We start from the raw sequence: 19,145 nt of genomic DNA on the forward strand, positions 1-19,145 counted from the left end.
AGTCACCACCTGCGGCGAAATCCCACGGCGAGCGGATGCGCCCGCGGCGTCGGGATCCGACCAACCGAACTCGTACACACCCAACCCCGCAAGTTCGGGGCGGTCAAGAATAACGTCGGACATATTTACCTCTTCTGCCACCCCGGCAACCCGGATATCAGTCCGGTCATCCCGAGCCTGACTTCGTGAGGAGGCAGACCAGGAACGAGTTGGGAGGGCGGCTCAGGTGCGCACCCTGAGAGCTCAGTGACAATCAGGGCCACGCCGTGCTGCGTCGCGGTCATCTGGACCGCGCGCATGAAACAGCTGGAACACTCCAGCCTAGGCTTCAAGATTTCATCTGGCTAGAGTACGGCCGGCTTTGGCGGGTCACTGGCAGCTCGTCGGCGGTGCGCCGGTGGCCGGCGGCAGGCTCCGAGGTTCGCGGAACGGCGGCGGGAGCTTAGAGTGACTGGATACTCGCGCAGGCGAACGCTCCGGGAGAGCGGGCCGCCGCGTCCATGCAGCGTGAAGTCCGAGGAGTCCCATGACCGACACCATTGCCCCCATCGCACCGGCCCACGGCGTCGGCCTGACCGACGCCGCCGCGCTGAAGGTGCGCAGCCTGCTCAGCCAGGAGGGTCGCGAAGACCTGAACCTGCGCGTTGCGGTGCAGCCCGGTGGCTGCTCCGGCCTGATCTACCAGCTGTACTTCGACGAGCGCATTCTCGAGGGCGACGTCGTCGTGGACTTCGACGGGGTCGGAGTCGTGCTCGACAAAATGAGCGTGCCGTACCTCGAGGGTGCCTCGATCGACTTTGAGGACACGATTGCGAAGCAGGGCTTCACGATCGACAACCCGAACGCCGGCGGCAGCTGCGCCTGCGGCGACTCCTTCAGCTAAGACCTCCCTCACCCCGGGGCGATGCCGGGGCGCCGGCGTGGTGCGCGCCACTCGGGAGATCAAAGACACGGCGATGATTCCGGCGATGAAGAAGGCCGAGATCATGATCCCGTCGGGTCGCTCGATGATGTTGTCGAGAAGCGCGGAGAGCGGCACGGCGGTGAGGATGCCGAAGGCCAGACGCGCTCTTCGCTGTCCGCGTGACCTGGCCGAGATGGTGACCGCCACGGCGCCCGAGACCATCATCACCAGGATCCCGGTGGCGTACGCCCCCGCCGGGGCGTCGGCGTTCGCAGTGAACCCGATCGTGATCAGAATGCTGACGCCGGTGTACACCAGCACGACCGGTCGCACTGCTCGGCTCCACACGGGCGCCATCCCGTAGGCGGGGAGGTAGCGGGGCACGATGTTGATCAGGCCGGCCATGGCGGATGCCCCGGCGAACCACAGGATCAGGATGCTGCTCACGTCGTGGAGCGTTCCGAACCCGTTCCTGACGAGTTCGTGGGCCAGGTACGCCAGCGCGCGGTCGTTCGCCTCTCCGCCCGGTTCGAACGCGTCCGCCCGGTTCGAACGCGTCCATGGGAATCAGGACCGTCGTGACCAGGCTGCTCGCCAGCAGGCAGCCGCTCCTGATGACGGCCGGAAGGAGAATGTCGCCGAACCCCGTGCCGCCGGCGGTGAGGGCCTCCGTTCAGGCGGTGAGCGAACCAGGGTCGGTGCATCGGGATTCTCGAGGAGGTGCACCGTGGCATCCGCCGCCGACAGGGTGAGGGTGATGATCCAGCTCGTCGCGACGAAACCCAGCAGAACCAGCACGAAAACCTTGCCCCTCCAGAACGGGAGGAGGTGTTCCAACATCGCCACCGGGCCCTGGCCGTGCGGTCTTTCTTCTGCAACCCGACGGTACATCGGCAGCATGCCGAGCAGTGTCAGGGCCACGATCAGGAGGGTGGCCAGTGGCTCGGGGACCTTGGGTGCAGTCATCTCTATCCTGTCGCCGCGGTGTCGTGCCCCGGTGGGCGGCGCGAGCGCGGGATCGTGCTCGGCACCATTGTCAACCGCCCGGCGCAACCGCCGATCACCTGCGATTGACGCTCGCGGCGCAGGTTCGGGAAGCAGGCGCACGTTACAACCTGCGCTCGGTTCCGCACCCTGCGCCGCGAGCGTCAGCGGGCCGGGCGACTCCGGAATCAGCGGGCGCCGACGACCATCCACTTCGACGCCCGGGCGCGCAGCCCGAGGGTGACCGCACGGGCGCCGAGGTAGCCGAACGCGAATGCGGCCATCAGCCAGGCCAGCCCTGCGGGCCCGGACGGCGCCAGCAGGAGCACCGCGACGGCCAGCGGCACGAACGCCGCCAGGTTCACCAGTCCGGTCAGGGCCAGGTAGCGCGCGTCCCCGGCGCCGATCAGCACCCCGTCGAGCACGAAGACCACCCCGCCCAGCGGAACGGAGAGCCCGAGCACAATCAGGGTCGCCGGCAGCAAGTCGCTGACCTCGGTCGCGTTTGTGAACAACCGTCCGAGCACGCCGCTCGCGGCGATCACCAGCAGTCCGAGGGCGGCCCCACTCAGCACGCCCCACTCGAGGCAGCGTTTGAGGACCATGCGCACCTCGGCCAGATTGCCGGCGCCGAGGCCGCGGCCCACCAGCGCCTGTGCCGCGATCGCGAGGGCGTCGAGGGTGAATGCCAGCGTGGCGAAGAGGGTCATCGCGATCTGGAAGGCGGCCAGCTCGGGAGAACCGAGGCGCGTGGCCACGAACACCGCGAGCAGCATGGCCGCGCGCAGGCTCACGGTGCGCAGGAACAGCCAGCCGCCGGATGCCGCGCCCCGCAGCATCCCGGCTCGGTGCGGGCGTAGTGGCGCGCCCTCGCGGCGGGCGTGGCGCCCGACGACGGCCAGATAGATGGCGACCATCGACCACTGGGCGACGACCGTGCCGAGGGCGGATCCGACGATGCCGAGTCCCAGACCGTAGATGAACACGGCATTCAGCAGGATGTTGGCCGAGAATCCGATCCCGGCCACCCATAGCGGGGTGCGGGTGTCCTGCAGACCGCGGAGCAGCCCGGTCGCCGCGAAGACGAGCAGCATGGCCGGCAGGCCGAACATCGAGAGGCCCAGGTAGCTGGCGGCGGCGGCGGTGACGGCCGGCTCGGCCCCGAAGGCGCCGACGAGCAGGGGAGTAGCGAACCAGCCGGCGATCGCGAGCAGCACGCCGAGTCCGAGGGCGAGCCAGAGCCCGTCGATGCCGACGGCGACCGCACGCCGGGTGTCGCCGGCCCCCAGCCAGCGGGCCACCGCGGGAGTGGTGCTGTAGGCCAGGAACACCATCAGGCCGATGATCGTCTGCAGCACAGCGCTGGCCAGGCCGAGTCCGGCCAGCGGAACGGCGCCGAGGTGCCCGACCATGGCGGAGTCGGCGAGCAGGAAGAGCGGTTCGGCGACGAGCGCGCCGACGGCGGGGATGGCGAGGCGCAGGATCTCGCGGTCGATGGGCTGCGGGCGAAGCACGGTGATGGTGATCCCAGAACTCTAGTTCAGCCGCCCGACGCCAGGCCTCGAGCCCTCGGTGGTCGAGCCGACCCCGTGGTCGAGCCGACCCCGTGGTCGAGCCGGTCGAGCCCCGACCTCCGACGTTTTCATTTTCGTCCCGTCGCTCCCGCCCTTCCGGCCTGCCTCCTCGTGGCGCACGTTACGGAAGCAGGCGCACGTCAGATCATCCGCCGCGATCCACAACCCGCGCCGCGGGACACAACCAACGCTGGACGATGCTCCCCACCGGAACGGACTACTGGCTCCGACCACCAATTGAAGTGGGCCCGGAACATAAGCCGATCGCACTGCCGAGCAAGGGCGGGGCGCCCGTGACGGGTGACGAAGGGGCGTAACTTGGGCAGCATGAGCAGCGTCATTGAGACCCGAGGCCTGAAGAAGCGCTTCGGCCGGGTTCGGGCCCTCGACGGCCTCGACCTCACGGTCGCCTCCGGTGAGGTGCACGGCTTCCTCGGTCCGAACGGGGCCGGCAAGTCCACCACCATCCGCGTGCTGCTCGGCCTCTACCGCCCGAGCGGCGGAACCGCCACGGTCTTCGGCCAGAACCCCTGGTCGGATGCCGTCGCCCTCCACCGCCGCATCGCCTACGTCCCCGGCGACGTCAGCCTGTGGCCCAACCTCTCGGGTGGTGAGGCAATCGACCTGCTCTGCCGATTGCGCGGCGGAACGCTGGATGCAGCGGCCTACCGCGACCGCCGCGCGCACCTCGTCGACGCCTTTCAGCTCGACCCCACCAAGAAGGGCCGCACCTACTCGAAGGGCAATCGGCAGAAGGTCGCGCTGATCGCGGCCCTGGCAGCCCCGGTCGACCTGTTCATCCTCGATGAGCCGACCTCGGGCCTCGACCCGCTGATGGATGCCGTCTTCCGTCGGGAGCTGCAGGCGGCGACGTCGGAGGGCGCCACGGTTCTGCTCTCCAGCCATATTCTTTCCGAGGTGGAACACCTCTGCGACCGGGTGAGCATCATCCGGGCCGGCCGCACCGTGGAGACCGGAACGCTGGCCCAGCTGCGCCACCTCACCCGCACCGAGGTTGCCTTCGCAAGCACGGGCCTGACCGATGCCGACCTCGCCGGGCTGGCTGCGCGCATCCCGGCCGCCCACGACCTTGTCCTCGGCAACGGCACCCCGCGGGCCGGTATCCCGCGGGCCGGCACCGCTCGGGTGAGTTTCACGGCCGACAGCGACGCGCTGCCCGAGGTCCTGCCCGTGCTGGCCGACCTGCGCGTGCAGGGTTTGACCGTCGCGCCGCCGTCCCTGGAAACCCTTTTTCTGCGCCACTACCGCGAGGATGCCCCGTCCCCGGCCCCGTCGACCGGACCTCTCCCATGAGCCCGGGCCTGTCGCGCCCGGCGGAGGCCGGGTGAACGCCCTCTGGCCCTTGCTGCGGCTGCGCATCCACCGCGACCGGGTGCAGCTGCCCATCTGGATTGCCGTGTTCTTCGGGCTCGCCGCCCTCGTCGTCTTCGCGGTCGACTCGAGCTTCGGAACGAGCATCGAACGCCAGGCGCTGATGCGCATTGCGGTCGGCTCACCGACCATCCTCATCTTCCGCGGGGAGCCGCAGGGAGCGGACGTCGACGCGGTCGCCTTCTTTCTCATTTTCGCGTTCCTCGCCACGCTCGTGGCCTTCATGAGCACGTTCCTCGCCGTGCGCCATACCCGCGCCGAGGAGGAATCGGGCCGCTTCGAGCTGATCGCCGCGACGCCGGCCGGCCGGCTGATTCCGCTGCTGGCAACGGCCCTGCACGGGATCGTCGCGGCCCTGGCCGCAGGCCTGGCCGTCGCGCTGGGCCTCCTCGCCGGCGGCCTGGACGGTGCGGGCTCGACCACCACCGGAGGCGCCGTCGCCGGTACCGGGATCGCCTTCCTCGGGGTGGGGCTCCTGGCCGGCCAGGTGATGCACACCTCCCGGGGCGCGAACGGACTCGGGGCTGCACTCATCGGTCTCGCCTATACCCTGCGGGCCTTCGGCGATGCGGGCGGCACCGCATCCGCCGACGGGCTGAGCATGTCCAGCGCCTGGCCGAGCTGGCTCTCGCCCATCGGCTGGGGACAGCAGACGGAGGCGTTCACCACGAATCGTCCGGCACCGCTCGCGCTGGACCTGGCCCTCGCGGCCGTGCTCTTCGCTGTGGTCGTGCTGCTGCAGTCGAGGCGCGACCTCGGCACCAGCCTGATCGGCGAGCGGCCCGGTCCCCAGCACGCCCCGCGCACACTTTCAGGTTCGCTCGGCCTGGCCTGGCGGTTGCAGCGCGCGCCGATGATCGGCTGGGCCCTCGCCGGCCTGGTGTTCGGCGTGCTCGCCGGAACCCTGGGCGAAACCGTGGTCGAACTGGTCCAGTCGAGTGCCCAGGTCGGCGAGGCGCTGGCTCGGATGGCGGGCGGGCGGGCGTCGATCATCGACCTGTTCACGGACACCATCTTCGGCCTGGTGGGGGTGATCGCCGCGGCGGCGGCAACCCAGGCGATGATCCGTCTTCGCCAGGAGGAGGCCAACGGTTCGGCCGAGCTCCTGCTCGCCCTGCCCCTTCGCCGCGGCCGGTGGATCTTCGACTACCTCCTCGTCGGCACCGTCTCCATCGCACTGGTGCTGCTGGGGGCCGCCGGGGGAGCCGCGGCCGGGCTCGCCTCCTCATCCGAGGTCGCCGGCACCGCAGACACGACCGCCCGGGTGGCCAGCGCCGCGGCCTCCGGCGTAGCCCAGGCGCCGGCCGCGCTGCTCGTCTTGGCGATCGCCGCGCTGCTCGTCGCCTTCGTGCCGCGGCTCAGCACCGGCCTGAGCTGGGGCGTGCTGTTCGTCTCGGCGTTCATTGGCGAGTTCGGCGAGCTGTTCGGCCTGCCCGACTGGCTGCTCAACCTGTCTCCGTTCACCCACACGCCGACGATCGGCGCCGCCGACGTCGATTCGAGCGGGGCCTGGTGGATGCTGGGCCTCGCCCTGGCCGGCGCTGTAGCGGCCGGTGTGGGCATCCGTCGCCGCGACCTGGCGCTGTAGTGCCGACAAGCTAGACCCCCGGGTCTCGACCAGCTCGACCACAGTCAAGTGCGAATAGGGTGGAGGTATGACTGACCAGGGGACCGCATCCGGAATCGACCGCGACGAACTCGATCTGGGGGTGCGTCCGCAGGATGACCTCTTCCGGCACGTGAACGGCAAGTGGATCGCCCGCAGTGAGATCCCGGCCGACAAGGCCCGCTGGGGCTCCTTCTACCTGCTCGCCGAGGAGTCGGAGAAGGCCGTGCGGGAAATCATCCTCGAGGCCCAGACCGCAGACCCCGGCACCGAGGAGCGCAAATTCGGCGACCTGTACGCAAGCTTCATGGACGAGGCCCGCGTCGAAGAGCTCGGAGCGAGCCCGCTAGCGGCCGACCTGGCCACTGTCGACGCCGTCCGCTCTCTTCCCGAGCTGCTCGGCACCCTCGGTCGCCTTGAGCGCGCGGGCGTGTCCGGAGCCTTCGGCCTCTTCGTCGACAACGACCCGGGCGACCCGGAGCGCTACCTCGTCTTCGTCGAGCAGGGCGGGCTCGGCCTTCCGGACGAGTCCTACTACCGCGACGAGAAGTTCGCCGCGATCCGGGAGGCCTACCAGGTGTTCCTGACCCGGATGCTCGTCCTCGCCGGTATCGACGATCCCGCCGGCCGAGCCGAGCGCGTCTTCCTGCTCGAAACCGAGCTCGCCACCCACCACTGGGACAAGGTTCGCTCGCGCGACAGTGAGAAGACCTACAACCTCAAGACCTGGGGCCAGGTCACCGCGCTGGCCGCCGGCGCCGACCTGCACCTCTGGCTCGAGGGGCTCGACGGCCCGGCCGGCGCGCTCGACGAGGTCGTCGTACGCCAGCCCAGCTTCGTGACCGGGCTGGCGGAGATGCTCACCGAGGACCAGCTCGAGGGCTGGAAGGACTGGCTGCGGTGGCAGATCATCCGTTCCAGCGCTGCGTTCCTGTCGAGCGATTTCGTCGAGTCCAGCTTCGACTTCTACGGCCGCACGCTCACCGGCACGCCCCAGTTGCGCGAGCGCTGGAAGCGCGGCGTCTCGCTCGTGGAGGGGGCCCTCGGCGAGGCCGTCGGCCGGATCTACGTGGAGCGTCAATTCAAGCCCAGCGCCAAGGCGAGCATGGATGTGCTCGTGAACAACCTGGTCGAGGCCTACCGCCGGAGCATCACCGACCTCGACTGGATGACCGAGGAGACGCGGGCCCGGGCGCTGGAGAAGCTGGACAGGTTCACCCCCAAGATCGGCTACCCCGTCAAGTGGCGGGACTACTCGACCCTCGCGGTCGACCCCGCCGACCTGATCAAAAACGTGCGGGCAACCAGCGAGTTCGAGTTCCAGCGGGAACTGGGCAAGATCGGCAACCCGCTCGACCGCGACGAGTGGTTCATGACCCCGCAGACGATCAACGCGTACTACAACCCGGGCTTCAACGAGATCGTCTTTCCGGCCGCGATCCTGCAGCCGCCGTTCTTCGACGACGCCCGCGATTCGGCCGCCAACTACGGCGCGATCGGCGCCGTCATCGGCCACGAGATCGGCCACGGCTTCGATGACCAGGGCTCGAAGTACGACGGCACCGGGCTGCTCACCGACTGGTGGACCGAAGAAGACCGCACGGCCTTCGAAGAGCGCACCGGCTCCCTGATCGAGCAGTTCAACGCGCTCGCGCCGCAGCAGGTTCCCGACCACCACGTCAATGGCGCGCTCACGATCGGCGAGAACATCGGCGACCTCGGCGGCCTCTCCATCGCCTGGAAGGCCTACCTGATCTCGCTGGACGGCCAGGAGCCGCCCGTGATCGACGGATTCACCGGCGCCCAGCGCTTCTTCCTCTCCTGGGCTCAGGCCTGGCAGCTCAAGATGCGCGACGAGGAGGCCATCCGCCTGCTCTCGATCGACCCGCACTCGCCCAACGAATTCCGCTGCAACCAGATCGTGCGCAACATCGACGAGTTCTACACGGCGTTCGGCATCACCCCGGACGACGATCTCTGGCTGGAGCCGGAGAAGCGCGTTACGATCTGGTGACCTCAGCGCGATCGTGAACTCTTGCGGCCGTGAACTCGTGCGGCCGGGGTCCAACAGCCCGAATCTACGGAAGGACCTGACCACTGTGGCCATGCCATCCCAGGAATCCGAGCGCCGGTCTCGCCACTCCTCGGCGCCCCGCGGACAGCACAGCGGCGATGACGCGACGGTCAACTTCGGCCGCGGGTTCCAGGCGCTCGGCGACCTCGCGGTCGATGGCGTGCAGGTGTCGGCCCGTGCCACCGATCTGGTGACCGGCCGGGTGCTGTTCTCCGTGGACGACCACGTCGTCATGCCCACCGCCGGCATCGGCACGGTGCTCCTGCTGATCGAGGTCGCCGCCCGACTCCGCGACGCCGAGTTCGGCGCGTACACGATCCTTGATCGCACCGTGGGCGATTCGGTCGCCGGGTCCGGCCTCTGGCAGCACCTGCAGGCACCGTCACTGCCGGTCGCCGACCTCGCTGCCCTGATCGGTGCCACGAACGACAATCTGGCCACGAACGTGCTGCTCCGCGCGGTCGGGCTCGATGCCGTGAGGGCCCGTGCCGAGCAGCTCGGTCTCAGTCGCACCGCTCTGCTCGACCTCGTGCGCGATCGGCGCGGGCCCGATAACGCGCCGCAGCTCTCGGTTGGCAGCGCCAAGGAGCTCACCTGGCTGTTCACGGCGCTCGCCCGCGGCGAAGTGGTCGACGCGGAGGCGAGCGAACGCGTGATCGGCTGGCTGTCCCTGGGCGCCGACCTGTCCATGGTCGCCGGCGCGTTCGGGCTCGACCCTCTCGCCCACCGATCCGGCGATCACGGCCTCCTGCTGGTCAACCAGACCGGAACGGATGCCGGCGTTCGCAGTGAGATCGGCATTCTGCGCGGCCCGCGCGCCGGCGTCACCTACATGGTCTCGATGTCCTTCGCCGACACCCGACTGTCGTCCCGGCTTGCGGTGCTCGACGGGATGCGGGCGGTCGGCCTCGACTTGCTGGAGTACGTGCACTGACCGGTTGGGCACTGACTGGTTGAGCAGCGCTGCCCCCACGACGAGTCGTGGGGGCAGCGCTGCTGGCTGGTGCGGCCGACCAAACGGTCAGCAGCACCGGCCCTGGGGGTTGATGTCCTGGCGGTCGGTCTGGTCGCGCCAGAATTCGCGTTCCGTCATCATGACCTGTCTGTCGCAGGCGGCGGCATCCGGGTCATGAACCGATTCGTCGTGGGCCTCGCGCAGAGCCTCATGGTGGGCCTTGTACTTGTCGTAGGCGTCTTCGCCCATGACCCCCCTCATGAACCAGGCGAAGCCCTTCGCGCCCTGGCGGAGACTGGCGAGCAGACTCATCGGCGGGTCGTCTTCCCTGCCTTGTCCAGTTTGGCCTGGGCGATCTGGGCGTCCCAGCGGGTTGCCAGCTTCTTCTCCTCCGGGGTGGCGACGAAACCGGACGGGGCGAATATCTGCGACGGCACCGCGCGGTCCTCGTTGGTGCCGAAGTCGCGGGACTTGTACGACCTCACGGTCGCCTGCACGGCGGTGACCATCACGACGATGGCCAGCACGACGAACAGGATCGAGAGGATGCCCTGCACCATCGTGTTGCGCACGACGGCTTCCATCGCCTCGACGGTCTTCGCGGTGCCGAAGCTGGTGAGCCCCTCGTCGAGGGCCTTGGAGAACGCCCTGTTCTGGGCGAAGTAGCCGACAGCGGGAACGGTCGAGAAGATCTTCAGGAACGACGCGAAAATGGTCACGACGGCGGCGAAGGTCAGCGGAAGGGCCACGACCCAGATGTATTTGAACAACCCGCGCTTGGCCACGATCGCCAGGCAGACGGCCAGGGCGATGGCCGCCAGCAGCTGGTTTGCGATCCCGAAGAGCGGGAACAGGGTGTTGATGCCGCCGAGCGGGTCGGTGACGCCCATCACGAGCACGGCACCCCAGGCGGCGACCATGATGCCGGTCGTGACCCAGGCGCCCAGGCGCCAGGAGGTGTTCTTGAACTTCGGGAAGAAGTTGCCGAGGCTGTCCTGCAGCATGAACCGGGCCACCCGGGTGCCGGCATCGACGGCGGTGAGGATGAACAGCGCCTCGAACATGATGGCGAAGTGGTACCAGAACGCCATCATGCCTGAGCCGCCCGCAACCTGCTGCATGATGTTGGCGAGACCGACCGACAGGGTCGGGGCACCGCCGGTGCGGGACACGATGGTCTCCTCACCCACGTTCTTGGCGGTCTCGGTGAGCATCTCGGGGGTCAGGTTGACTCCGGTCAGGCCGAGGCTGTTCACGAAGGTGACAGCACCCTCGACGGTGCCGCCGGTCAGGGCCGGCGAGGAGTTCATGGCGAAGTAGATGCCGCGGTCGATCGACAGCGCCGCGACGAGAGCCATGATGGCGACGAACGATTCCATCAGCATGCCGCCGTAGCCGATGAACCGGGTCTGGCGTTCCTTCTCGATCAGCTTCGGCGTCGTGCCGGAGGCGATCAGGGCGTGGAAGCCGGAGAGGGCGCCGCAGGCGATGGTGACGAAGAGGAACGGGAAGAGCGTGCCGCTCACCACCGGGCCGCCGCCGTTCACGAACTCGCTGGTGGCCGGGGCCGAGATCTCGGGACGGACGATGATGATGGCGAGTGCCAGCATCCCGATCGTGCCGATCTTCATGAAGGTGGACAGGTAGTCCCGGGGGGCCAGCAGCAGCCAGACCGGGAGGATGGCGGCCACGAAACCGTAGACGATGATGCCGATCGCGAGCGGCAGCGGTTCGACGGCGAAGAAGGTCGAGCCCCACTCGGTGTCCGCGATCATGCCGCCGCCGATGATGGCGGCCAGCAGCAGGATGAAGCCGATGATCGAGATCTCGGTGACCTGGCCCGGGCGGAAGAAGCGCAGGTAGACGCCCATGAACAGGGCGATCGGGATGGTCATCGAGACCGAGAAGACACCCCAGGGGCTGTCGGCGAGGGCGTTGACGACGACGAGGGCGAGGATGGCCACGATGATGACCATGATCGCCAGGGTCGCGAAGAGTGCGGCGGTGCCGCCCACCTTGCCGAGCTCGTCCCTGGCCATCTGGCCCAGTGAGCGCCCGCCGCGGCGCATCGAGAAGAACAGCACCATGTAGTCCTGCACCGCGCCGGCGAACACGACGCCGACGATGATCCAGATCGTTCCGGGCAGGTAGCCCATCTGGGCGGCCAGCACGGGGCCGACGAGCGGACCGGCGCCGGCGATCGCGGCGAAGTGGTGACCGAAGAGAACTCGGCGGTCGGTGGCCGCGTAGTCCTTGCCGTCGGCCTTGTACTCGGCCGGCGTCGCGCGCCGGTCATCGGGGTGCAGCAGGTGCTTCTGAATGTAATTGGAGTAGAAGCGATAACCGATCAGGTACGTGCAGACGGCGGCGAACACGAACCAGATGGCATTGACGGTCTCGCCGCGAACCACGGCGAGCATCACCCAGCTCAGACCGCCGAGCAGCGAGATGCCGCCCCAGATCCCGATCTTCAGCGGGGTCCAGTGGGCCTCTTCGGCGTCGTGCGTGGTCTGGTCGAGTGCAACGGGAAGCAGGAGGGGATCCCGATCCAGTTCCTCGCCCCGCTTCGGTGCATCGTGTGGCGTGCGGGGCTTGGTGCCCATGATCTCTCCCTTGAGGTGCCCGCAACGACTGCGGAAATCCTTAGCAAGGCTAACAGCCTGGCGGCAGTTTCCGGACGGATGCCTAAAATAGGTAGAGCGCCGTTCGGCTTCGGTCTGTTCTCTGTGCTTCCAGCTCTTCCGCCTCTCGACCATTGGAGACCCGTGGCCGCCCTCTCCCGCCTCGATTCCGTCATCGCCCTTGCCCGCCACCGCGGGTTCGTGTTCCAGGCCGGTGAAATTTACGGTGGATCCCGGTCCGCCTGGGACTACGGGCCGTTGGGTGTGGAGCTCAAGGAGAACATCAAGAAGCAGTGGTGGCGCTTCATGGTCACCAGCCGCGACGACGTGGTGGGCCTCGACTCTTCGGTGATCCTTCCCCGCAAGGTGTGGGAGGCATCCGGTCACGTCGAGGTCTTCAGCGACCCTCTGGTCGAGTGCACGAGCTGCCACAAGCGCTTCCGCGCCGACCACCTCGAGGAGGAATTCGAGGAGAAGAAGGGCCGCCCGCCCGAAGGCGGCATCGACGGCATCCCCTGCCCGAACTGCGGCAACCGCCACATCTGGACCGAACCGCGCGCCTTCTCCGGCCTGCTCAAGACCTACCTCGGTCCGGTCGACGACGAGGCCGGCATGCACTACCTGCGCCCCGAGACCGCGCAGGGCATCTTCGTGAACTTCGCCAACGTGCTGCAGGCGGCCCGGATGAAGCCGCCGTTCGGCATCGGGCAGATCGGCAAGAGCTTCCGGAACGAGATCACACCGGGAAACTTCATCTTCCGCACCCGGGAGTTCGAGCAGATGGAGATGGAATTCTTCGTCGAGCCGGGCACGGATGAGACGTGGCACCAGTACTGGATCGACCAGCGGATGGCCTGGTACACCGGCCTCGGCATCAATCTCGACAACCTGCGCCTGTTCGAACACCCGGCCGAGAAGCTCTCGCACTACTCCAAGCGCACCGTCGACATCGAGTACCGCTTCGGTTTCAGCGGCAGCGAATTCGGCGAGCTCGAGGGTGTCGCCAACCGCACGGACTTCGACCTCAAGACGCACGCGGAGGCATCCGGCAAGGATCTCTCCTACTTCGACCAGACGAAGAACGAGCGCTGGGTTCCGTACGTGATCGAGCCCGCGGCCGGACTGACCCGCTCGCTGATGGCGTTTCTGGTGGACGCCTACCACGAGGAGGAAGTGCCCAACGCGAAGGGCGGCGTCGACAAGCGCACCGTGCTGAAGCTCGACCCGCGCCTGGCGCCGATCAAGGTCGCCGTGCTGCCTTTGTCCCGTAACGAGGCGCTCTCGCCGATGGCGAAGTCCCTCGCGGCGCGGCTGCGCGAGTCCTGGAACGTGGACTTCGACGACGCCGGCGCCATCGGCCGCCGCTATCGCCGCCAGGACGAAATCGGCACCCCGTACTGCGTCACGGTCGACTTCGACTCGCTCGAGGACCAGGCCGTCACCGTGCGCGATCGCGACACCATGGCGCAGGAACGCGTGCCGCTCGACAAGCTTGACGCCTACCTGGCCGAGCGGCTCCGCGGCGCCTAGCGACCCTCCGCGAGTTGCGGACAAAACACCCTCATCGCGCGATCGACGGTGTTTTGTCCGCAACTCAAGGCGGGGACTCGCGCGCTCCGGTCCATCCCCGGGCCCGAAGCCGTCGCTCGACGCGCATCGTCAGCTCCGTCGGTCGCTGCAGGTCGTCATCAGTGAACTGAAGCATCTGCCAGCCGACGTCTTCGACGCTGCCCACTCGGCGGATGTCCTTCCGCCACTGCGCCCGGTCCGTGCGGTGATAATCGCCCTGGTATTCGAGCATCAGCTTGTAATGCGGGTAAGCCAGGTCTGCCCGGGCGAGGAAGCGCCCGTGCGAGTCGAAGATTTCGTAGTTGCACTCTGGCTCCGGCAACCCGGCGAGCACGATAATGACCCGCAGGATCGACTCGCGGGGGGACTCCGCACGCGTGCGCAGCAGCGGCAGGGCCAGGCGCGCCGTCTTGAGTCCGCGCCGGCCGGGGTGCCGTTCCATGGCAGCCTTGAGTTCGGCGATGGTCGTGAGCGGATGCTCCCACCGCACGAGATGGTCACCCAGTGCCACGAGCTCGAGCAGTGACAACTTCGCTGCCAGGTCGAGCCACGTCCGCGTGGGGCCGGTGACGTTCAGGCCATTCGCGACTCTGAGTTCGCCGGCACCCATTCGCACGCTGTGGCCCACGATGTACCGGGCATCCATCGCGCGCATCGGAGCGGGGTACCCGACGTGGAGAGGCCGCGTCGACTGGAGGCGGTAGGGCAGCGGCAGTCTCAGGATTTGGGCCGCGGTGCCGTGCGTGAAAAAGGCGTCCGGGGGCATCCGCAGCGACGCCGCGCGGCAGAGGTTCTCGACACTCCTCTCCGCATCCACGGGCGCACGGATGCCCCAAAACGGCGCCCACAAGTCGCCGCCGTTGAGTCGCGATCGCCCGATTTCGCCATCCCGAGCCTCGACGACAAGAAACGGTTGATCCCCGAGGCCCTCGGGCAGCGGAATTCGTGATGTCATGCGTCGAGGGTGGCCTATCTGACGGTTCCCCGCCCCTGGTTGTCCACAGGCGCTGCCGTTCCCCGTCCCACGTCAGCCACGACGCACGAACGGTTTCGCCGACTTGCGGACAAAACACCCTCGTCGCGCGGACGAGGATGTTTTGTCCGCAAGTCGGCGGAGTGGGCGGTACTGCGAAGATGCCACCGCGCTGGCTCAGGTGCGGCACCGAGGTCGTCGAATCAGACGGCTCTCATCGGTTACTCACGACTGGGCCGTGTTCGGGTGCGCGCCCGGTCAGAAATCCGCGGTGCCCGCAGGAGGCCGCGTCCGGGTGCGCGCCCGGCAGGATGGCTTGGGGCCCGGTCAGGATGCCGCGGGACCGATCTCGGCGATCGTGGCCGCTGAACCGGCAGCGGGAAGCTCGACCTGAATATCGAACAGGGCATCGAGTCCGGTCAGGAACGCGGCCTGCTCGCCCTCCCGGGCCAACTCCCGGGAGCGCACCATCGGGGTGTGGAGCAGTACGCCGGCCAGGTGGCGCAGGGCCGCCTCGGTCTGTTCGCTGTTGTCGCCTCGGTTGCGTGCCCGCTCGATCTCCCCGTCGAGGATGTCGAAGATGTAGCTGCGCAGGGCCACGACCGCCGGGGCGAGGCTCTGCTCCTCGGCGACCGCGGAGAACTTGCGGGCGGCGCGGCCCACGAGCAGTCTGGCGTCGCTGGTGGCGTTGAGCTCCTCGAGCGGCGCGTGGATGCGGATGGTCTCGAGGTCGAGCAGTTCGACGCCGGCCAGGTCCGTGACGTCCGGGTCGACGTTGCGGGGCAGACCCAGGTCGATGATGAGCCGGCGGGGGATCTCGGTCGCGGCATCCGTTATCGGGCACGAGGGGAGCGTGCGCGCTTCGGCGGCCGGGAGCTGCAGGGAGAGAGCGCGGCCCGATCGGAGCAGTGCCGCGTCGATCACGTGGGTGTCGGCGGTCGTGCAGGTGAGGATCAGGTCCGCTTCGGCGGCTTCGATGGCGAAGCCGGACTCGGCGACGGCCGTGATCTGGTGCGAGGTGGCGAACTTGTGAGCGCGACCCGAGGGGGAGTACACCCGCACGTCCTCCGCGCCGAGGTCCCGCAGGGCGGCGAGGGAAGCCCCCGCGTAGCGGCCGGTGCCGATCAGGAGCACGCGGATCTGGGCCCAGTCGGTGATGCGGCTTTCAGCCAGCTCGAGGGCCAGGCGCACCAGCGACCGCCCCGCGGCGCCGATACCGGTGCGATTCTTCACGCCCCGCGAGGTCTGCGAGGCACGTTGGAAGAGGCGCTCGAGCTCGGGGCTGGTGGTGCGGGAGAGCCGGGCCTGCTCGAGCGAGCGGCGAACCTGGCCGGCGATTTCGCCCTCGCCGACGACGACCGATTCGAGGCCGCTCGTCACGGCGAAGAGATGCTCGGCGACGCTGCTGCCGTGCACCAGGTCCAGGGTGGCCCGCAGAACGTCGACGGCCACGCCGGTGCTCGCGCTGACGCCGTCGATGGCGGCGTGCACCGCCATGAGAGGGGACGAGCCCAGTGGCTCGTCGAGGTCGAGGTAGGCCTCGAACCGGTTGCAGGTGGCCACCACCACGGCGCCGACCAGGGTCGGGTGCCGCTCCAGAATTCCGCCGGCCGTGTCGTTCGCGCCGACAGACAATTTCTCCAGCACGTCGAAGCTGGAGTTCTTATGGCTGGCGGACAGACAGATCAACACTCACCGAGTCTAAGACCTCCGGCTGAGAGCCCGAATCGCCCGAATGTCGGAAGTTTGACAGAATCAAAGTAATGAACCTCGACGCGCAACACCCCCTCGCAACCGGACTCACCGCCGATTCCCGCCTCATCCGCGCCTACCAGGGCACCCGACCCGACGTCACCCCCGTCTGGTTCATGCGCCAGGCCGGGCGTTCCCTGCCCGAGTACCGGTCCCTGCGGGTCGGCACGCGCATGCTCGACGCCTGCCTCGACCCGGAGATGGCGAGTGAAATCACGCTGCAGCCGGTGCGCCGGCACAACGTCGACGCCGGCATCCTCTTCAGTGACATCGTCATCCCGCTCAAGCTCGTCGGCGTCGACGTCGAGATCGTGGCCGGCACCGGCCCGGTCCTCGGCACGGCCGTGCGCACGGCGAAGGATGTCGCGCAGCTCACTGCTCTCGACCCGGCCGTGCTCGATGAGAGCCTCGCCCCGATCACCGCGGCGGTCGCGCGCACCGTCGCCGAGCTCGGCTCGACACCGCTGATCGGATTCGCCGGCGCCCCGTTCACGCTGGCGGCGTACCTCGTGGAGGGCGGCCCGTCGAAGGACCACATCCACGCCCGCACACTCATGCACTCGGATCCCGACGCCTGGGCCGTACTGATGGCCTGGACGGCCGAGGTCACCGGACGCTTCCTGCGCGCGCAGGTTCTGGCCGGCGCCAGCGCCGCCCAGCTGTTCGATTCCTGGGCCGGCGCTCTCTCGCTGGCCGACTACACGCGCTTCGTCGCTCCTGCCTCCACCGCGGCGATCGCCCACGTGCTCGACCTCACCTATGACGAGGGTGCCGCGGGTACGGATGCCTCCGATGACGCATCCGTTCGCCGCAACGTGCCCGTCGTGCACTTCGGGGTGGGCACGGGCGAGCTGCTCAAGGAGATGCACTCCGTGGGTGCCGACGTCGTCGGAGTCGACTACCGGGTGCCCCTCGACGAAGCCAATCGGCGACTCGGTGGGCTGGTCCCGGTGCAGGGCAACGTCGACCCGGCACTGCTCGCCGCACCGTGGCCGGTGCTCGAAGCCCATGTGCTCGACGTTCTCGAGCGCGGGCGCACGGCGCCCTCCCACGTGCTGAACCTGGGCCACGGCGTTCCGCCGATGACCGACCCGAACGTGCTCACCCGCCTGGTGGCCTTCGTGCACGAGGTCACCGCGGTCTCCACCGACGGCGCCGCCGGGACCGACGGCGTCCCGGAAGCCCCGGTCATCGCGCCGCCCGCATCCTGACGATCGCACGCTGGCTCAGGGGAAGCGAATGAAAGACGTCATCGTCATCGGCGGAGGGGTCGCCGGCCTGATCGCCGCCCGCGCCTGCGCCCGGGTCGGACTCAGCGTGACCGTGCTCGAGGCCACCGGCGTGCCGGGCGGCGCGCTCGGCAGCCACGAGGTGGCCGGCCTCACCCTCGACAGCGGAGCCGAGAGCTTCGCCGTTCGGCGGGGTGCGGTGGCCGAGTTCATTGCCGACCTCGGCCTGTCGGACGCGGTCGTCGCGCCGAACCCCGCCGGAGCGTGGCTACAGCTTCCCGACGACCGCGTACCGAACGGGTCGGTCAGCGTTCCGCTGCCCAAGGCCGGCGTGCTCGGCATCCCCGGTTCTCCGCTCGCCGACGACGTGCGCCGCGTGATCGGCTGGAGCGGCGCCTGGCGCGCCTACGCCGACCGGTTGATGCCGGTGTTGACGATCGGTCGGGAACACAGCCTGGGTGAGCTCGTGCGCAGGCGCATGGGACGCCGCGTGCTCGAACGCCTCGTCGAACCCGTGACCGCCGGGGTCTACTCGGCCTCGGCCGACGACCTCGAGATAGACGTTGTGGCCCCGGGCCTCAACTCCGCCCTCACGGTCACCGGCTCCCTCTCCGGAGCCGTGCTGTCGCTGCGCTCCGGCGCCCCGGCAGGCTCGAACGTGGCCGGGCTCCGCGGCGGCATGTCCCGGCTCGTGGACGCTCTGGTCGCCGACCTCGACCACTTCGGGGCCCAGATCGTGACGGATGCCCCAGTCACCGCGCTGCAGCGCTCCGGCACCGACGACGCACCCGCCTGGACGGTCACCCGCACGCCGGACGCCCCGACGACCGAGGCCGCCCTCGACGCCCGGTTCGTGATCATCGCGACCCCGGGGGCGCAGGCGCTCGGCCTGGTGGCCGGCCTGAGTCCGGCCCATGCGGCACTCGCCGAGCTCGACTGGCCTCAGCCGACGGCGATCGAACTGGCCACGATCGTCATCGACGCCCCGGAACTCGATGCCCACCCGCGCGGCACCGGCGTGCTGGTCGCGGCCGCGACCCCCGGGGTCACCGCCAAGGCGCTCACCCACGTGACCGCGAAGTGGGCGTGGCTGGCCGAGGCCGCCGGACCCGGCCGGCACGTCATCCGTCTGTCCTATGGTCGTGCCGGCCGGGACAACCCCACCGCCGGACTGAACGATGACGAACTCCTCGCCCTGTCTCTGGCGGATGCCCGCACCATCCTGGGCGTCGACCTCGACGCGACCGCCGTACGCGGTTTCGCCCGCACGGTCTGGGGCGATGCCCTGTCGCCGGCGACCGTCGGCGCGCCCGAGCGGGTGAGCCTGGTGCGCGAGGTCGTGGCCGCCACCCCGGGGCTCGAGCTCACGGGCGCGTGGCTCGCCGGCACCGGCCTGGCCTCCGTGATCCCGGATGCCGTCGCCGCCGCCATCCGCACCCGGCACGAGGCCCTCGGCATCTGATCGAACGCTCATCGGCCGCGCTCACCTGCCTCCATCCCGGATGGGGGATA

Annotated in this window: 15 protein-coding genes; 9 read left to right on the plus strand and 6 right to left on the minus strand. The window is 69.0% G+C overall.

Features of this window, described 5'->3' with window-relative positions:
• Window positions 1-526 precede the first annotated feature (526 nt).
• Window positions 527-883 carry a HesB/IscA family protein gene (locus E3T23_RS11030; RefSeq protein ID WP_134370429.1) on the plus strand — a complete coding sequence of 119 codons (357 nt, stop codon included), beginning with the start codon at window positions 527-529 and terminating at the stop codon, window positions 881-883.
• Between the two features lie 85 nt (window positions 884-968).
• Entirely contained in the window at window positions 969-1,268 is a 300-nt protein-coding gene (locus tag E3T23_RS16025) for a hypothetical protein (protein WP_174843872.1), read from the plus strand.
• Between the two features lie 203 nt (window positions 1,269-1,471).
• Here the strand turns inward: E3T23_RS16025 and E3T23_RS16030 are convergent, their stop codons facing one another.
• Together E3T23_RS16030 and E3T23_RS11045 are read right to left on the minus strand one after the other, a co-directional pair.
• Window positions 1,472-1,870, minus strand: a complete 399-nt coding sequence (locus E3T23_RS16030; RefSeq protein ID WP_420898321.1) for a hypothetical protein — start codon at window positions 1,868-1,870, stop codon at window positions 1,472-1,474.
• A 206-nt stretch (window positions 1,871-2,076) separates the two neighbouring features.
• Entirely contained in the window at window positions 2,077-3,408 is a 1,332-nt protein-coding gene (locus E3T23_RS11045; protein WP_241977857.1) for an MATE family efflux transporter, read from the minus strand.
• Between the two features lie 381 nt (window positions 3,409-3,789).
• Here E3T23_RS11045 and E3T23_RS11050 point away from each other — a divergent pair, with 381 nt between their 5' ends.
• From E3T23_RS11050 to E3T23_RS11060, 4 genes are all read left to right on the plus strand, one after another.
• Window positions 3,790-4,776 (plus strand): ABC transporter ATP-binding protein, encoded by a 987-nt coding sequence (locus tag E3T23_RS11050; protein ID WP_134370431.1) that lies wholly within the window; start codon window positions 3,790-3,792, stop codon window positions 4,774-4,776.
• 31 nt (window positions 4,777-4,807) lie between these two features.
• Entirely contained in the window at window positions 4,808-6,442 is a 1,635-nt protein-coding gene (locus E3T23_RS15260) for an ABC transporter permease (RefSeq protein WP_166806275.1), read from the plus strand.
• A gap of 67 nt (window positions 6,443-6,509) precedes the next feature.
• Complete coding sequence (locus tag E3T23_RS11055) at window positions 6,510-8,474, plus strand: M13 family metallopeptidase (RefSeq protein ID WP_134370432.1); 1,965 nt, start codon at window positions 6,510-6,512, stop codon at window positions 8,472-8,474.
• Between the two features lie 85 nt (window positions 8,475-8,559).
• A complete protein-coding gene (locus E3T23_RS11060) occupies window positions 8,560-9,468 on the plus strand; it encodes a serine hydrolase (RefSeq protein ID WP_134370433.1) in 909 nt (302 codons plus the stop codon).
• An 87-nt stretch (window positions 9,469-9,555) separates the two neighbouring features.
• On the opposite strand, the gene E3T23_RS11065 is transcribed toward E3T23_RS11060, so the two are convergent.
• Both E3T23_RS11065 and E3T23_RS11070 read right to left on the minus strand, forming a co-directional pair.
• Window positions 9,556-9,801 carry a YbdD/YjiX family protein gene (locus tag E3T23_RS11065; RefSeq protein ID WP_134370434.1) on the minus strand — a complete coding sequence of 82 codons (246 nt, stop codon included), beginning with the start codon at window positions 9,799-9,801 and terminating at the stop codon, window positions 9,556-9,558.
• Entirely contained in the window at window positions 9,798-12,092 is a 2,295-nt protein-coding gene (locus E3T23_RS11070) for a carbon starvation CstA family protein (RefSeq protein WP_134370435.1), read from the minus strand. Before E3T23_RS11070 ends, E3T23_RS11065 begins: the two co-directional genes overlap by 4 nt.
• A 162-nt stretch (window positions 12,093-12,254) precedes the next feature.
• On the opposite strand from E3T23_RS11070, the gene E3T23_RS11075 reads away from it, so the two are divergent.
• Window positions 12,255-13,640 carry a glycine--tRNA ligase gene (locus E3T23_RS11075; RefSeq protein ID WP_134370436.1) on the plus strand — a complete coding sequence of 462 codons (1,386 nt, stop codon included), beginning with the start codon at window positions 12,255-12,257 and terminating at the stop codon, window positions 13,638-13,640.
• A gap of 64 nt (window positions 13,641-13,704) precedes the next feature.
• Here E3T23_RS11075 and E3T23_RS11080 read toward each other — a convergent pair whose 3' ends face one another.
• Entirely contained in the window at window positions 13,705-14,634 is a 930-nt protein-coding gene (locus tag E3T23_RS11080; protein WP_134370437.1) for a hypothetical protein, read from the minus strand.
• A gap of 345 nt (window positions 14,635-14,979) precedes the next feature.
• On the minus strand, window positions 14,980-16,344 hold the full coding sequence (locus tag E3T23_RS11085; protein ID WP_134370438.1) for a glutamyl-tRNA reductase: 1,365 nt from the start codon (window positions 16,342-16,344) through the stop codon (window positions 14,980-14,982).
• A 71-nt stretch (window positions 16,345-16,415) separates the two neighbouring features.
• Here E3T23_RS11085 and hemE point away from each other — a divergent pair, with 71 nt between their 5' ends.
• Both hemE and hemG read left to right on the plus strand, forming a co-directional pair.
• Window positions 16,416-17,615, plus strand: coding sequence for a uroporphyrinogen decarboxylase (gene hemE / locus E3T23_RS11090; protein ID WP_134370439.1), 1,200 nt, complete (start codon window positions 16,416-16,418; stop codon window positions 17,613-17,615).
• A gap of 28 nt (window positions 17,616-17,643) precedes the next feature.
• The gene (hemG, locus tag E3T23_RS11095) at window positions 17,644-19,095 is read left to right on the plus strand and encodes a protoporphyrinogen oxidase (RefSeq protein WP_134370440.1); all 1,452 of its coding nucleotides are present in this window, start codon (window positions 17,644-17,646) and stop codon (window positions 19,093-19,095) included.
• Window positions 19,096-19,145: the final 50 nt, after the last annotated feature.

It is taken from the genome of Cryobacterium cheniae (genome assembly GCF_004403395.1).
GTDB classification, from domain to species: domain Bacteria; phylum Actinomycetota; class Actinomycetes; order Actinomycetales; family Microbacteriaceae; genus Cryobacterium; species Cryobacterium cheniae.

Coding starts and splice junctions, on each gene's coding strand:
- E3T23_RS11055 (WP_134370432.1), top strand. CDS start 6,510: ATGACTGACCAGGGGACCGCATCCGGAATCGACCGCGACGAACTCGAT.
- hemE (WP_134370439.1), top strand. CDS start 16,416: ATGAACCTCGACGCGCAACACCCCCTCGCAACCGGACTCACCGCCGAT.
- E3T23_RS16030 (WP_420898321.1), bottom strand. CDS start 1,870: ATGACTGCACCCAAGGTCCCCGAGCCACTGGCCACCCTCCTGATCGTG.
- E3T23_RS16025 (WP_174843872.1), top strand. CDS start 969: ATGAAGAAGGCCGAGATCATGATCCCGTCGGGTCGCTCGATGATGTTG.
- E3T23_RS11080 (WP_134370437.1), bottom strand. CDS start 14,634: ATGACATCACGAATTCCGCTGCCCGAGGGCCTCGGGGATCAACCGTTT.
- E3T23_RS11050 (WP_134370431.1), top strand. CDS start 3,790: ATGAGCAGCGTCATTGAGACCCGAGGCCTGAAGAAGCGCTTCGGCCGG.
- E3T23_RS11070 (WP_134370435.1), bottom strand. CDS start 12,092: ATGGGCACCAAGCCCCGCACGCCACACGATGCACCGAAGCGGGGCGAG.
- hemG (WP_134370440.1), top strand. CDS start 17,644: ATGAAAGACGTCATCGTCATCGGCGGAGGGGTCGCCGGCCTGATCGCC.
- E3T23_RS11030 (WP_134370429.1), top strand. CDS start 527: ATGACCGACACCATTGCCCCCATCGCACCGGCCCACGGCGTCGGCCTG.
- E3T23_RS11065 (WP_134370434.1), bottom strand. CDS start 9,801: ATGAGTCTGCTCGCCAGTCTCCGCCAGGGCGCGAAGGGCTTCGCCTGG.